Raw genomic sequence first — 15,493 nt, 5'->3', positions numbered from 1 at the left:
AAGCCGCTTGCCGCTGCGCCGTCGTTTGCGTCATCTCGCACCTCCCTCGTTACCCGGTAACCGTCGATATGAAACATGTTACCCGGTAACGGGGCCCCTTACGACGTGTGGCGGATCTAGCGCTTACGGACAATGATAGGAGACCGTCTAGTCCACCTGCCGCCTGCACAAGCGACTCAAGGTCGAACGTACCGCTAAGCTCTGCGTTCAACATATCCATTAAGGCGGACATGTTGCTCTGCGACGAAATCGACCGATAGGGCGTGAGCGTACATTTCCGCTCTGAGAGTTCAAGTCGCGCCAAGGTGCCTAGGCGAAACCGATGTGCCTCGAGCTGTGCCTTGAAAAATTCCATTACCTGAAGCCGTAGAGTCTCCTGCAGCTTCTCCCCTCTCCCCCCGGCCTCAACGACGACACGAATGTCATCTACGTATCGGCAATAGTCGAGAATCGTCACACCGGCCGCTATCTCTTGCTTCGCCATCGCAGAAGCATGAAGTGCACGGTCGAACTCCACAAGGTATGCGTTAGCCAGGAAGCCAGCCGCGACTAATCCCTGCGGTAGTCCCAACTCCAGCGATGCCGCGCCATCCCCTTGAATGAGCGGCGCGCAAGCATGGTCTTCTTCACGCCATCGCCAGTCGAAGATACGTTTTGCCCGCTCCCAAAAAGCACTGTCCGCCGCCATTCGTTCTGGAATGCCGAAACGCCCCCTATGCTCTGTTTCGAGGCGCTGCAACACCCTTAGTAAGGCCGAACAATCCACACGGTCAAAAAACGACTTGATATCCAGCGAAACTACAAACAACTCTCGACCGCGCTGTAGTGGCGGCGCGAACTCGGCACATACCCGGCGCGGCCGTGCAAGGAACGTCCGATAGTCCTGAAAATATTGTCTATACGTTCGACTATTGCCCCACGAGAATTTCGCCTGAGTCCTCCTGTCGGGGTTGCTAACCCAATGGCAATGCAACCGATTTCCATAACTGACCACCCCGAGTTCGCGTGCTTTCATCACATTCGACTCCGTTGGGTCACCCTGAGCGGATTCAATTGCTTCCGCGAGACACATCATCACAGCCGTAGCCATGGTCTGGTCACGAATGGCAATATGTGCGAGAGGGCGCAGCGGCTGGAGAGTTTCCTTGTCCTCGTTTGCTGGCGCTGAAGCGTCACTGCCTTTACTGGGATGCCAGTCACCAAAAACCGGTTCAGAGCCCAAACTGTCCAAGTTGCTATTTAGCAGGCTCTCGAGCGTTAGAGGTCCGGGACGAGGAGCAAATTCCCATTTCGCTTTCTTTGGCGCAGGAACCAGCCTCAGGGCATCAGGCAAGAATTCTGCGTCGGCAATCTCCTCCGACCACTCACTAAGACGCCGTTCAAGGTCAATGGTGGAACTGTCCAGCTCCAGTACGTCTGCATACCAATTGTGTCTGCGAATGAATGCGTGGGACTTCTTCCACGCCTGGGCGAGGACCACAACGTCGGCCAGGTTCTCACCACAAGGCGCGAGCTCTTCGTACTTCTTCTGAATAATTGACATTCCCCCCCCACGACGCCGCCTTACCAGTCGTTACACCCAAGCCTCGCCCAGTGCTTCAGCTTGCTGCAATACCAAATCCACCGCCCCCTCCTGCTGGTCCGGCGGATACCTGTATTTCCGCAAAATTCGTTTTACCATCAACCGCAGCTTGGCTCGGACGCTTTCCCGAGCAGACCAGTCCACAGTGATGTTCTGTCGCAGGTTCTCGGTCAGCTCGTGCGCAATCTTCTTCAGCGTCTCGTCACTCAGCTCGCGGACAGCAGACTCGTTGTTTGCGAGAGCGTCATAGAAGCGCACTTCATCTTCGGTGAGCCCCAGCTCCTCGCCACGGCTGGCAGCAGCTCGAAACTTCTTGGCCATATCGATGAGCTCTTCAATGACCTGGGCCGTCTCAATCGCCCGGTTCTGGTAGCGCTTCACCACATTGGCAAGCATCTCGGAGAACTTCTTGTCCTGAACCACGTTACCCGCGAAGCGGCTCTTGATTTCACCTTCCAGCAACCGCTCCAGCAGTTCCACCGCCAAGTTCCGTTCCGGCAGGTTGCGCACTTCTGCTAGGAAGGCGTCATCGAGGATGCCGATGTTGGGCTTGTCGAGGCCCACCGCCTCGAAGACGTCCACTACCTCTTCGGAAACCACCGCCGAGCCGATGATTTGCCGGATGGCCAACTCACGGCCCTCGTCGGTACGCTTCTTCTCGCTGAGCTCCCGTTTAGTCAGGATGACCTTGACCGCCTGCATGAAGGCGACCTCTTCGCGGACAGCCTTGGCTTCATCCAGCGTGCAGCACAGCGTAAAGGCCTTGCTCATGGCAAGCGCCGTGTCGGCGAAACGCTTCTTCCCGTCCTTGAGACCCAACACATGGTTCGCGGCGCCGGCCAGGCGCTTGTGGCTCGCCGTCAGGAAATCGCTGTAGTCGTAGCCGTGGAGCATGCCACGCAGGATGTCGAGCTTCTCCTCCAAGATGGCGTACGCCTCGGCGGCATCGACGGTGGGGCGGCCACGCCCGTTGCTCGCCGTGTATTCCTTGAGCGCGCTCTTGAGCTCATTGGCAATGCCGATGTAATCAACCACCAAGCCACCCTGCTTGTCCTTGAAGACGCGGTTGACGCGGGCGATGGCCTGCATCAGGTTGTGGCCCTTCATGGGCTTGTCCACGTACAGGGTATGGACACATGGGGCGTCAAAACCCGTGAGCCACATGTCCCGCACGATGACGATACGCAACGGGTCATCTGGGTCCTTGAAGCGCTTTTCCAAACGCTTCTTGACTTGGCCGCTGTAGATGTGGGGGCGCAGCAGTGCCTTGTCGCTGGCCGAACCCGTCATCACGATTTTGATAACCCCCTTCTCGGGGTCGGGGTCGTGCCACTCGGGGCGTAGCTCGATGATTTCGTTGTACAGGTGAACGCAAATGTCGCGGCTCATGGCGACCACCATGGCCTTGCCGCTCTGTGCCTTGTTGCGCTCCTCGAAGTGCGCCACTAGGTCGGCGGCGACGGCCGCCACGCGAGGCTCCGCGCCGACCACCTTTTCCAGGGCGGCCCAGCGGGTCTTCAGCTTCGCTTGCTGGCCTTCCTCTTCGTCCTCGGCGAGTTCATCGACCTCCGCGTCGACGTGGGGCAACTCCTCGGCTTTGAGCGACAGCTTGGCCAGGCGGGACTCGAAGTAGATGGCCACCGTGGCGCCATCCTCCTTGGCCTGCTGCATGTCGTAGACGTGGATGTAATCGCCGAAGACGGCGCGCGTGTCGCGGTCCTCGCTCGATACTGGAGTACCAGTGAAAGCCACGAAGGTGGCGTTGGGTAGTGCATCGCGCAGGTGCTGCGCGTAGCCCACCTGATAAACCGCTCGAGATTCGGCCACCCGCAAGGCCGAATCGTCATTGGCGGCGGTTTTTGGTGCGCTCAACGTTTTCAGCTTGGCTTCGAAGCCGTACTGGGTCCGGTGGGCTTCGTCGGCGATGACTACGATGTTGTGCCGGTCCGAGAGCACGGGGAAGGTATCTTCATCCTCCCCTGGCATGAACTTCTGGATGGTGGCGAAGACGATGCCGCCGGAAGGCCGATTGGCCAGCTTGTCGCGCAAATCCTGCCGCGTGCCAGCTTGCACCGGCTGCTCGCGCAACAAATCCTGCGCCAGCGAAAACACGCCGAACAGCTGCCCGTCGAGGTCGTTACGGTCGGTAATGACGACGATGGTCGGATTCTCCATCGCCGCTTCCTGCATCACCCGGGCGGCGAAGCACGTCATGGTGATGCTCTTGCCGCTGCCCTGCGTATGCCAGACTACGCCGCCTTTGTGGCTCCCGCCGGGCCGGGAGGCCGACACCACATGCTGAATGGCGGAGCGAACCGCGTGGAACTGGTGATAGCCGGCGATTTTCTTGACCAGGGTGCCGTCGTCCTCGAACAAGACGAAGAAACGCAGGTAGTCCAGCAGGTAGGCTGGCGCCAGCACGCCACGGACGAGCGTTTCGAGCTCATTAAACTGGCCGAGAGGGTCGAGCGCGACGCCATCGACGGTGCGCCATTGCATGTAGCGCTCGGCATTGGCCGAAAGCGAGCCCATTCTGGCTTGCGACCCGTCGCTGATGACCAGGACTTCGTTGTATTGGAAAACGTCGGGAATCTGGTCCTTGTAGGTCTGAATCTGGTCGTAAGCCTTCCAGATATCGGCGTTTTCGTCGGCGGGGTTCTTGAGCTCCAGTAGCACCAACGGCAAGCCGTTGACAAACAGAATGATGTCAGGCCGCCGGGTGTGATGCGGTCCCTTGATGGAATACTGGTTGACGGCCAACCATTCGTTGGCCGCCGGGTTGGCCCAGTCGATGAGGCGTACGAAATCGCCTCGCGTTTCGCCGTCCTTCTGGTATTCGACCGGCACGCCACCGACCAGCATTTGATGGAAGCACCGGTTTGCGGAAAGCTGAACGGGGATGCCCAGGTCTCGAACCTGGCGCAAAGCGTCTTCGCGGGCAGCCAGCGGGATGTTGGGGTTCAGGCGAGCAATGGCGCCGCGTAGACGTTCGACCAACAGGACTTGACGGTAGTCGGCGCGCTCGGCGTTCGCTCCGTCGGGAGCGAGGTCTGGGCCGAAGAGGCAGTCATAGCCGACTTCGGAGAGCCAGCCGAGCGTTTCCTGTTCGAGTTGGTCTTCTGTCATGGTGGCATCAGGCTGCGAGGGCTTCTTCCGCCTCGACAAGGCGGAGTTGGCCGGAAATCAGGCGTGGGAGGAGAGCGTCGCGCAAGGCTGCTAGCGTGTGAGTCTGCTTTTGATTCTCACGAACTCGCCGATGTAGCGTCATCGCCATAGCCTCGTACGCATCAACACACTCTCGGGCCGGAATCAGATGCGGGACAGAATGGATATGGTTGCGATTTAAAGTCGGAACCGCAGACCCTGCATTGAACGATGCGAAGTCCAGAAGCCGCAGGATTTCATACGCATAACAAGGTGATGCAGCTCGGAACTCCTTTACCCAAAGCGTCGTGTTGAGCGGCCAATAATCCTCCAGCTCCAGAAAGACTCGCCCAAGCACCCCCGACCGCCCGGTAACAACCCCGGGGGCTTTTGCCATTGGCGAGTGGTGCGTTCCGGACGGACCACTCGCGGCGATGATTGGGTAGTTGCCCGGCACCCGTTCCGATGCTGGAAGGTCAAATCCCCGTTGAAGAATAAGCAGGTCCTCAAGCTTGCCCACTCTCCATCCTCTCGGCACCAACCCCACCCCCGATTCCTCAAACGCATCCGGAAACAGCGCAGCGGTGGCTTCGTCGATGCCTTCCGGCGCACGACCTTCCTGCTTCGCGCGGACGGGGTCAAAATCGACGAACCAAGACTTGAACAGGGCTTGGGCGATGGCTTCCAGGGTGACGTTGGTTTCGCGCAAAATGGTGATGCGGTCGTCGACTGACTGCAGGAGCAATGCAATCTCGCGCTGCACATGCAGCGGCGGCACTGGCAGCTCGAATAGCGGTATTTCCTTGCACTTGAGGCTATCGAATACCGCCCCAACGTTCAGATACTTCCTGACTTGCTCCCACCACTCGTCACCTCGAACCAACCAACGCAAGAAAGGAGGGAATACCTTCGAACCATCTGCGCGTAGCACCACCAAATTCTGGCCAATTGCGCATTGAAGGCCTGCGGGCACTACGGCGCTGTCTCCTGAGTTGCAACGACGAACGACAATCACATCATGCTGCTGTGGCAGAAGCTTCTTCGTCCAATCCGCATAGTCAGAAGCTGATATGCGCCTCTCAGAACCATCCAGACGGATATGGCCATCCTTAAGCTGTGGTATTGCAATGTAGGGATAACCAGAGTCTTGTGCCGGCGGCGTACGATGGTCGCAATCGATGAGAGTTACTCCCGCCTCTCTCAAAGTCATGCGAGGCCAAGTGGAATTAGAACTCATACCCGAGCACCCCCAGCTTCTGCCGAATCAACTGGTCAAGCTCCGCGCCCTTAGCCATCTGCTCGCCCAGCTTATCCGTGAGCCTCTGCATCTTCTCGGCAAAGGCCTCATCATCATCCTCAACGTCCTCCGAGCCAACATAGCGCCCGGGGGTAAGCACATGACCGTGCTCATCTATCTCCGTCAGCTTCACGCTGCGGCAGAAGCCGGGAATATCTTGGTATTCGCCATCATCTTCGCCAGCCTCGCCCCGCCATGTAGCTACGGTATTGGCAATCCGGTCGATGGTGTCATCGGTCAACTTCGCCTGGACCCGGCTAATCATGGTTCCGAGCTTGCGTGCATCGATGAACAGCACCTCTCCTTTGCGGGTGGTCTTTTGCTTGGCCAAAAACCATAGACAAGCCGGAATCGGGGTATTGAAGAAGAGCTGTCCCGGCAGAGCCACCATGACTTCCACCACATCAGCGTCCACCATCGCCCGCCGAATATCGCCTTCACTGTTCTGACTTGAACTCATGGAACCGTTGGCCAGCACGATGCCAGCACGGCCGGTGGGCTTCAGGTGATACAGCATATGCTGCAACCAGGCATAGTTCGCATTACCCTGCGGCGGCGTGCCGTAGAGCCAGCGAGGGTCTCCCTCCAAGCTGCCGTGCCACCAGTCGCTGACATTGAACGGCGGATTGGCCAGGATGAAGTCAGCACGCAAGTCTGGATGCTGGTTCCGCACAAACGTGTCCGCCGGCTCCCGGCCCAGGTTGTAGTCGATACCCCGGATGGCCAGGTTCATCGCCGCCAGTCGCCACGTGGTGGGATTGGACTCCTGCCCGTAGATGGACACATCGCCCAACTTGCCACCATGGGCCTCGATGAACTTCTCCGACTGGACAAACATGCCACCGGAGCCGCAGCAGGGGTCATAGACCTTGCCATGGTGCGGTGCGAGTACCGCCACTAGCGTCTTGACGATAGATGCTGGCGTGTAGAACTGCCCACCCTTCTTGCCCTCGGCGCTGGCGAACTGGCCGAGGAAGTATTCGTAGACTTGGCCGAGGACGTCGCGCGCCTGGCTGGCGTCGTCGCCGAAGCCGATGGTGGAAATGAGGTCGACCAGTTCTCCCAGCTTGCCATCGGGCAACTGCGCTCGGGCATAGCGTTTGTCCAGAATTCCTTTGAGCTTGGGGTTCTCCCCTTCGATTTCCGCCAACGCCTCGTCGATGCGCTTGCCAATGTCGGTCTGCTTGGCTGCGCTGCGCAGGTTCTCCCAGCGGGCCGACTCGGGCACCCAGAAGACGTTGACTTCCTTGTAGTAGTCCCGGTCTTCCAGCTCTTCCGCGAGCAGTTCGTCATCGCAGTCATGCAGGAAGTACTCGTCGCTCTCGTCGGAGAAGCGGCGCGTCAGCTCAGCGCGGCGAGCAGCGAAGGTGTCGGAGATGTACTTGAGGAAGATGAGACCCAGGACGAGGTGCTTGTATTCCGCCGCGTCCATATTGGCGCGCAGCTTGTCGGCGGCGGCCCAGAGGGTTTTCTTGATGTCTTGGAGCATTGAAGGCCGTGAATTAGAAAAATCCGTCTCACATTATCAGCTAAGAAGCCGCTCCAGAGCCATTGCCCTTACCTTAGCCGCGCCGCCACTAAATTGGGGCCACATTGGGCATCAAATTAGCGTAGAGCTCCAGCAACGCATCACAATTTGAGCGGCCGCCTCAAGTCTCAGTAACTGCTTTGGGCCAGAAACCCATTTGACAACGCACAGGCGTCAAACACGGCACCACAGATAGCCGCTACGAACTGTGAGTGCTGAGGGGGGGCAAGAGCACCAGTTTCGGCCCCCTTCATAGCCTCCAAAGGTTGCCTGGCTACGATGTAGGCACCGACATAATGGCCGCCCGGACCGAAATTTCATATCTGAAATTTCCCACAACTCGAACGTCATCGATGAATCCGTTGCTTCGTTATCCAGGACCGACGCAGAGGTTGCAGGTTCGGAAACTGCGGTCGTCCCGTCGAATCTTGTGCTCGATGTACTGTGGAAACGTATCCCGAATTCGAATCCAGAATTGCGTTTGGCCGATGGCTGCCGCCCCGTTATCCCGGCACCACGACACATATGAGTCGTAGACGTCACTCTTCGGCAATCTCGGTACCCCCTCGCAGGAAACCTCGTCCTCGGCACACCAGGCTTTGACGCTGTTCGTCTCAATGCGAGCGCTATGCAAGGCGCTCGACATTGCCTTGGGCAGCACAGGGTCGAACGAGCCGCGCTTCTGCAGGCGCATAAGCCCCTCCAAGGCCCAAGCCAACACGCCCGGCAGCTCCTCGCGGATGATGAACTCCGCCAGCAGGGGGTCCTGCTCGACCTCGGGAATGGTCACGTTGAACGGAACAATGTCCCAACGTCGCCAAAAACCATGCGAGTGGTCCTCGATTCTCGGCAAGTGATTGCCTAAGACAAGCCATTTCCCCATAACACAGAGGCTCAGCGGGTCCTTGTACTTTCGGTCGACGAAGACGCGCTCGCCCGCGATGAGTGACTTGAGCAATTGCTCGTTGATATTCTTGCGCGGAGCCTCATCGCAATAAATAAGGCTCGCGCCGATAAGCACCGAGAGTTTGAAACCGTCGAGACCATCGAGACTGATGGCGGCCACATAGCCATGCAGAGCCTGGATTACGTTGGCCAGCACCCCCTTTCCGTTCGCTCCGCCACCAATCCAAAATTGAGCTCGCTGATGCCGCGCGTCAGCGGTCAGCGTGTACCCCGCATACTCCTGAACGCGTTGACGTACATCGACGTCTGGCAGCACTCTTTCGATGAACTGCTTGAACCTGCGCGGCTCTGGTCCCGCCACATCATAAGGACAGGACAACGAGTACTGCACGCCCCAATCGCGACGCGGCGCAATAAGGACGGGCCCATCATTCGAGATACGAACGTAACCATTCGTACACGGGATGACGAATTCATCTGGCACGGGCGGCAGCAAGGGAACCCATAGGATTGCGGCTTTATGTGCTGCATTGGCATTGCGTGGCGAGGCGTTGGCCCGGTCGGTGTTCACTAGCCATTCGTACGCCATCGCTTCGCCGAATTCCTCGCTCACGGCCGCCCAAAAAACACCGTTCCAGTGGTACAGAAGGCTCCGGTCGCTCGCATAGTTCCCAGTCTGCTTCAGATGCTCAGCGTAGTCGTGCGGCCTGAAATTAGACATTGCCGCTCCGCGAGAACGCTACAGCGATGATTTCGGTAATCTCGTCGCGCTTCCAAAAGGCACGGCGACCGAGGTAGCCCGGCCTTGGCAGCTTCCCGATGCTTACCCAGTGGTCGACGGTGCGGGGCGAAATGCGCAGTAGCTCTGCCAGTTCTGTTTTTGATATGATTTCCATAAGTGATACTTCGCAATTGTTGCTAGTAATTGCGTGTATCAACGGCGGTTTAAACGTGCTCTTGCTTGGCATAGACGCCGACCTGAAGCAGCCTCGAGATTCCCTTTCGCGAGGCCATTCCACTTCGACTGCTCCAACCCCTGCTCCAACTGATTCCGAACTGTTGGAGCAGGTAAATGCGATGTATTTCCCGCCGATTCGCCGGTCGCTCCAACTGCTCCAACCTTTTTCCTAAACTTTAAGCGCGGGCGAGTGGAAGAAAAGTTTTGCCGAAGTGGCGGAGCAGCTGGAACGCCCAAATTTTTCAGTGATAATGCCTCGTAATTCCGCTGCCGGCCTCTTCCGGCTTAGCTGGAGCAATGTTGGTACAAAGGTGGTGCGGGGGCTCGCAGGAATCACTTCGCTAAGCTGATTGCTCACCCCATATGGGCCGCCACAATCAACCTTACAGCCATCGGTTCGCCAGCGAGCCAGAGTTTCATTGCTGAAATTTCAACAGCTCGAGCGTCAGGAGCAGCGGGAAATTGCGACCTGGTGGGCCAGATGCAGGTCAGTGCAAAGCCGACGGCTTTTTCCTGCGCCATGGAAGACTGATGTGCAATGTACATCGTTGTTGTGCAATGTACATTCTCTTCCCTCCCGCGCGGACCAGAGCAAAAATAGTCAGGTTGCGCCCACGCCAATGTTCGCCAATGATGGAGTACCCCGCCATGAACAGTTCACCCAGCCATCCACTCGCGCTTGCCGACGTTCTTCTACGCGACGCGCAGGTCGCCGAGCTGTCTGACGCCACACGAATTGCGTGTGCTTTCGAAGCTGGTTTCCGCTACCTTCAAAAGGCAGCCGCCCCAATGCTTCAATCGCCGGGACTCGACATCCGAACGGAGGCCGCGCTGTCGAATGGCCTCGAAAGACTTCGGTGTTCAATCGATGACCAGCGTTTGGGCCGTAAGCTATTGAGGTGGTTTGAGCGCCGGTACGAGCTTCCTCCGCTGCCCTGCGCTGCGAATGATGCGGTCACTTGGGCGAAACGGATTCGCCAAGCCAGCCGGACGCATTAAAAGTCCGCGAAGCAGTCCTCTTTGGGCACGACCTGTACCGCTTTGGGGAATCTTGTCCGGAGGCACTGCTCGCCATCATCTATACGCTTTGGTTAAAGATTTCATGCCTGAAATAGCCTGCGTTTGCTCGGACTTAGGGCTGTGAATATTCCGGCTGCTGGTAGCGCGTAATCATTGCGTTTCCACCTCATATTGTCGCTGCGCATTGCCGTAAAGACCAAAGGGGATGCCAGAATCCCAGTCACCGTGACGGACCTTCATGGCTCGGTAACTATAGGACACGCGGATAACGTGACATTGCCATCGTCGGCAGGGTAGCCAGTTCAGGCTGGTCAATTTGCGGGGCTAGCGGTTGGCCGAACAAATCGTACACATCAGGCGGCGGCCGTCTGCAATCGCCGCAGGCCCTCAGGTGTGAGCGAGAACGTACCAGCCTCCTCGTTTTGGACCAGCAGGTTGCACTGCGCGGCGAGGAGCAGGGCATGCCGCAGTCGGTCCGCCAGCAGGTCAAAGCCGACAAAGTCCTCGCCATTCCCCATTCGCTCGAGGCCTTGGTCGCCCTTGAGCAACACGTAGCGGCTACGGCCGTCCCTAGCGGCCCGCTCCTGCACCACACCGAAATGCTGGAGCAACACGTAGTGCTGGACGATGTGTGTCATGAACACTGCTGGCGAATCGTGCATGTGCGCCAGCATGACGTCGGTGAGCTTCCCAAGCGTCAGTTGCTCATTCTCTAGCGCCTGGTCGAAATACGGGTCCGTCCGGAAGTTCTTCGCCTCGCTCGCACAGTACAGCAAGGCGATGTAGACGCTGCGCAATGCCTCGCCTTCTTCATCGGAGTTGTGCACGAAGTAGCGCACACCCAGCAGATAATCCAGCAGGGATTCAATACGTTGCGAATATTCTAGCTGGGGCCCGGCCGCGTAGAGCGTGGGCTCATTGCCGCGCCAGTCTTCCATCATCTTGACCAGGCTTGCCACGTCGTGGCGGGTGTTCTCGGGCAGAAGGGTGAGAAGCTTCTCGCCCAGGCCCCGCGCACAGTCGAGAATCTCGCGGGGCTTGTTGGTCATGACCGCCCTGTGTACCCACGACTCGCACAGCCGCAGGAGAACGCCCTGGGCAATCCTGAGGTACTGCCGCAACTGCAAACTGGCCCACCAGCTCTGGGCCTGGGCGCAATCATCAAGCGCCAACTCGTAGCTGCCATCGTGCGTGCGGCCACGTGCCATTGCGAACCGGATAACGTTCTCGGGAACGCCGTCCTTATACATGCGGGTTTTTTGCTCAGCGTAGATGGCGCGCAGCGCGAGGGTCAAGCCTTGGTGGCGATACTCCCAGTTCGGCCCCAAGGTGAGTCCATCCGGGAATTCCGGGTAATACTGCTCGATGAACGCGTCAATCTCGCCCGCAGACGGCTTGAGCAGGTCCAGCATGCCGCCCATCTCCGCGACCTCCTCATCTGAGATGTGCTGCTTGCCGATGTCGGCAAGCCAGTCACGGCGTGGATGCTTTGCAATGGCTTTCTCATAGGCGTCAGCCAGCTTCTCGCCCGCCTCCGTCAGCAGATAGGCACCGCGAATACCCGTCACCTTCAGACAGGGCATGCCGTTGATGATGCTGGGGCCGTACTGTACGGCCTGCAGGAAATTGGCACCGGAGCTCGGCTCGTAGTCGGGGTCGCGGTCCATGGCCTTCTGGTCCTGCGCGCCAACGATGACCTTCATGCTCAGCTTCACCTTCGTGCGCCCCTCCGGGTAGAGGCGCCCGCCGCCAGCGAGCCCCCGGATGTTCTGCCGCACGTTGTACCAGCCGAGCAGCAACTGGATTTTCTCAAGGCCATCTCGGGAGAGCGCCTCAATGTCCGGGTCGCGCTTGCGCCGGGCCGTCTCGTCAATTTGGCGCGCCATCCAGCAGATGGCAGAGTACACCCGAATGAAGGCCACCACGTTGTTGATGCCCGGAAACACCGACCGGTAGAGCGACTCCACCACCGCGTTTGTGCCCAGCGGGTCGAGCACGAAGTTGTCGGTAAGCGAGTCGGTGAAATATGGCTTGTCGAGGTGCTGGAGCATGGGATTCAGTTCTTCTTGTAACGGCCAGCCAGACCGTTCTGGTCCAAGGCGGCGGTATCGAGGGCGTAGAAGAGGGGGCGCTGGCAGTTCAGACACAAACAGACCTGGTCTGCCCGCAAACGGGAAGCGTCCTCCGTCTGCAATCGGCCATAGCAGCATGGACAGGCCATCGGACCCATGCTTCGCGCCAGGACCCCGAAAGAACCGCGCGTGCTCTTGCGATGCTGCCACAGCGCCTCGAACGCCTTTTGATACCGGGGCGGGACCTTCGGTGCCGATTTCGTGGCGGGACTCGTGAACTGTTCAATCAGGGACACCAGCCGCTGGGACTGGGTCTGCTCGGCTTCAATGGCCCCGGCGGCCTCCAGCGCGGCGCGCTTCATATCCTCCAGGATGCGGTCGAACCGGTTCGTGCGCAGGGCTAGGCGCGCGCCCGCTGCAATCTCGCCAGGCTCCAGTGAGCGGCCGGCAAGCAGCTCCAGGGCCTCCTTGAGAGACGGCAGCGAAACCTGAGAGTGCGCGGCGACAGCACAGCACGCCATGGCTGAGAAGAAGGGCAGCAGAACTCCACGGTTATCCTCACCGTACTCGAAGGTGGCAAAACGGGTCAGCCAACCCTGCAGCATCAGTGCGAGATGGTCGGCTCCATGCCCGCCACGAGCTCCCTGCACAAGGGCATGCTTGAGCTGCGCAGAGCCCGAGAGTTCGACCAGCATCGGGGCGACGGACGACCGGGCTTCCAGCGCGAGGCCCTTCGGAATGGCCTCCAGGAGTGCCTGATACAACGCTTCGGTGCGCTGGCGGCGCTCCTCATCTGCCGAGCTACCTCCCGATGTGAACTCGGATTTCTCCGTGGCCAGCAGCGCGCGCTTTACCGGCGGCGACGCCCTGCCGGTGGGCATACTCTCCGAAGGTGGGGTATCCCCTTTCTCCGGTGCGGCGGTCGGGGACTGCGCCGTTAAGTCACGGTTCAGCCAGCGCAGTACGGCTTCGACCGTATTCCGGGTGAGGCCCGCCGGGGTTTTGGCCACGTGGGGCGCCTCGATGCTCGCGCGCCACTCGTCGTAGCTCATCTTGCGGACAGGGGCTGGCGCCGTTCCACTCCGGGTCGACGGGGACGTGCGGCTCGCGCCGCCCGGTTCGCGCTTTTCCTGCGACTGGACATGGTTTTGCAACCGCGAGAGCCAGCCGAAGATGGTGTCCAGGTCTTCCAGCCGAAATTCGTTGGCCATCACGCGACTTGAGGCTTTGGCCAAGTTGCGCTGGTTTTCATCGCCGGCCAGGTCGAGTTCGACGTTAATCCAGCCCTCGGCATGCAAGTCCAGCCCTTCGACGATGAGGCGCAAGGCTCCGCGAGCATTGACGGGCTGCCCCATGTTGACCGAGAACTTGCCATTCTCTAGCCGGACCTCGTCTACCAGCGCAGCGCGTTCGTCGCCATCCCAGATGGACAGCGTCACCAGTTCCGTATCCCCGGCAGGCTCGATATGGCCCACCAGCTGGTTGGCTATCGTCCAAGTGACCTGGATGGCCGGATTGCGGGCGGTCATTGCGTCGACCTTGAACTCGCAGGGCGTGAATTCGACCGGCGTGGCCTTAGCCCACTTGAACGGTGACTTGGGCAGCATGCGGATGAGCGACACCTCCACGTTGTCCGTGGAGCTCAGGCTTTGGCCTGTCGCGTTGACGGAGCCGGTCATGACGAGCGTGCCGTTGCTGCCCTCAAGTTCGAAGCACTTGGCGTGCAAGGGGCGAGGGTCTTCATCCTCCCGCTTGGCAATCACATAGTCGGGCTGCGTGTCGAACACGTCTTCGTCCGTGAACGGCGCGATAAGCGAGCGGGCGTCCAATCCGATACGCAGGGCGTCCACACCGATTTCCCGCGCCAGCTTCTGGACAGGAGCGCCGCTGGGAGCGTGAAAGGGCGAGAGCACCGTCAGGCGATGAGCGTCGTCGATGCGTGCTGCATGGTCCAAGAACTGTTCGTCGGCGGGCGTGGCAAGCGTGTGCACGAGCCACGTGCGGCGGGCCGCCTCATCAACTGTTCCCGCGCGCGCAAGCTGGGTGGCCGCGCGGCGCCGGTAGGCGTGAAGCACATCCAGACTCTCTGCGGAGAAGGAATATTTTGCAGTCAGTGCCTGAAGGAAGTCGCCAAACTCGCCGAATACCGCCGGCTCCGTGTCCGAGCTCAGGGCATCGATGACTTCGAGGTTGCGCCCATGTCCGGACATCGTCAGATTGACGCTGGCCACCACGAGATGGTCAAGGTCTTCCCAGCCTTCCAGATAGGCGAGCTTGGGGTGAAAGACTGTGGTCTTCTCCATGTAGACCGGGATGACGCGGTAGGCGCTACCGGCGTACAGGCTGGCGGCTTCATCGGTGGACTTGCAGGCCTGCCGCGCATCAACCAGCACGTCAATCTGCTCGCAGTTGCCCTGCCGCAGGGCCGGCAGGACGAGGGCCTCGAACCAAGACAGACTGAACGTGAATGTCGTGAAGAGGGCTCGGCGCGGACGCGCCATCTTGATAACTGAAACAAGCGTATTGGACATAACCTCGGTTGCGGCGACTAGCGTCGTTTCTCTTTCTGTACCCCCGTGCAACGCGTGTGGTGTTCCCACGTTTGCAGGCCTCTATTAATGCCAAACCCCGCGTCTATTGTCGCATAGGGGATGCGAAATAAGCTCCAGCCCATCGCCTGGTAAATCCAAGACTGGACCACATGAGAAAAAATGCGCCAGCGGGAGATGGCGTTGACCCTATAACTCAGGACAATCGGGCACCGTCAAGTTGATGATGCAGCGGTTCGCCGGAACTCCCGTGGAGAGCGGTACTTTAATGCCTTACGCGGGTATCGCTCGTTATAGTTTTCAAAGGCCCCAATGACCAATATCGAGAGAGCAGTCTAAAACCGATTCCTACACTTTGTCCGATTAACTAACAAACTGTGGCTGCACAAACCTGGATGAAATAACGCAAGCGAGTACCTATGCTTCGTAAGCATAGG

General features: G+C 59.2%; 7 protein-coding genes and 2 pseudogenes. All 9 read right to left on the bottom strand.

Going from position 1 to position 15,493, the window contains the following annotated elements; translation table 11 throughout:
* Window positions 1-49 precede the first annotated feature (49 nt).
* Window positions 50-1,543, bottom strand: coding sequence for an RNA-directed DNA polymerase (locus QQS38_RS08805; RefSeq protein WP_479644975.1), 1,494 nt, complete (start codon window positions 1,541-1,543; stop codon window positions 50-52).
* A 30-nt stretch (window positions 1,544-1,573) separates the two neighbouring features.
* Window positions 1,574-2,545, bottom strand: a pseudogene (locus tag QQS38_RS08800) (DUF3387 domain-containing protein); the annotation flags it as partial.
* A 66-nt stretch (window positions 2,546-2,611) separates the two neighbouring features.
* Window positions 2,612-4,708 (bottom strand): annotated as a pseudogene (locus QQS38_RS08795) (type I restriction endonuclease subunit R); the annotation flags it as partial.
* Between the two features lie 7 nt (window positions 4,709-4,715).
* Window positions 4,716-5,936, bottom strand: a complete 1,221-nt coding sequence (locus QQS38_RS08790) for a restriction endonuclease subunit S (protein WP_479644974.1) — start codon at window positions 5,934-5,936, stop codon at window positions 4,716-4,718.
* Window positions 5,937-5,952: 16 nt separating this feature from the next.
* Complete coding sequence (locus tag QQS38_RS08785) at window positions 5,953-7,512, bottom strand: class I SAM-dependent DNA methyltransferase (RefSeq protein WP_479644973.1); 1,560 nt, start codon at window positions 7,510-7,512, stop codon at window positions 5,953-5,955.
* A 409-nt stretch (window positions 7,513-7,921) separates the two neighbouring features.
* Window positions 7,922-9,178, bottom strand: a complete 1,257-nt coding sequence (locus QQS38_RS08780; protein WP_479644972.1) for a DNA primase family protein — start codon at window positions 9,176-9,178, stop codon at window positions 7,922-7,924.
* Entirely contained in the window at window positions 9,171-9,353 is a 183-nt protein-coding gene (locus QQS38_RS08775; protein WP_441459986.1) for a helix-turn-helix transcriptional regulator, read from the bottom strand. Before QQS38_RS08775 ends, QQS38_RS08780 begins: the two co-directional genes overlap by 8 nt.
* Before the next feature lie 1,435 nt (window positions 9,354-10,788).
* Window positions 10,789-12,486, bottom strand: coding sequence for a hypothetical protein (locus QQS38_RS08770; RefSeq protein WP_479644971.1), 1,698 nt, complete (start codon window positions 12,484-12,486; stop codon window positions 10,789-10,791).
* A gap of 5 nt (window positions 12,487-12,491) precedes the next feature.
* The gene (locus tag QQS38_RS08765) at window positions 12,492-15,038 is read right to left on the bottom strand and encodes a phospholipase D-like domain-containing protein (RefSeq protein ID WP_479644970.1); all 2,547 of its coding nucleotides are present in this window, start codon (window positions 15,036-15,038) and stop codon (window positions 12,492-12,494) included.
* Window positions 15,039-15,493 lie beyond the last annotated feature (455 nt).

The sequence above is a fragment of the Trinickia sp. Z7 genome (assembly GCF_056498045.1).
This window is presented reverse-complemented; position numbering and strand designations above follow the sequence as displayed.

Excerpts from the sequence above, each read along its gene's own strand:
- QQS38_RS08765 (WP_479644970.1), bottom strand. The coding sequence starts at position 15,038 with ATGTCCAATACGCTTGTTTCAGTTATCAAGATGGCGCGTCCGCGCCGA.
- QQS38_RS08770 (WP_479644971.1), bottom strand. The coding sequence starts at position 12,486 with ATGCTCCAGCACCTCGACAAGCCATATTTCACCGACTCGCTTACCGAC.
- QQS38_RS08785 (WP_479644973.1), bottom strand. The coding sequence starts at position 7,512 with ATGCTCCAAGACATCAAGAAAACCCTCTGGGCCGCCGCCGACAAGCTG.
- QQS38_RS08790 (WP_479644974.1), bottom strand. The coding sequence starts at position 5,936 with ATGACTTTGAGAGAGGCGGGAGTAACTCTCATCGATTGCGACCATCGT.
- QQS38_RS08805 (WP_479644975.1), bottom strand. The coding sequence starts at position 1,543 with ATGTCAATTATTCAGAAGAAGTACGAAGAGCTCGCGCCTTGTGGTGAG.
- QQS38_RS08775 (WP_441459986.1), bottom strand. The coding sequence starts at position 9,353 with ATGGAAATCATATCAAAAACAGAACTGGCAGAGCTACTGCGCATTTCG.
- QQS38_RS08780 (WP_479644972.1), bottom strand. The coding sequence starts at position 9,178 with ATGTCTAATTTCAGGCCGCACGACTACGCTGAGCATCTGAAGCAGACT.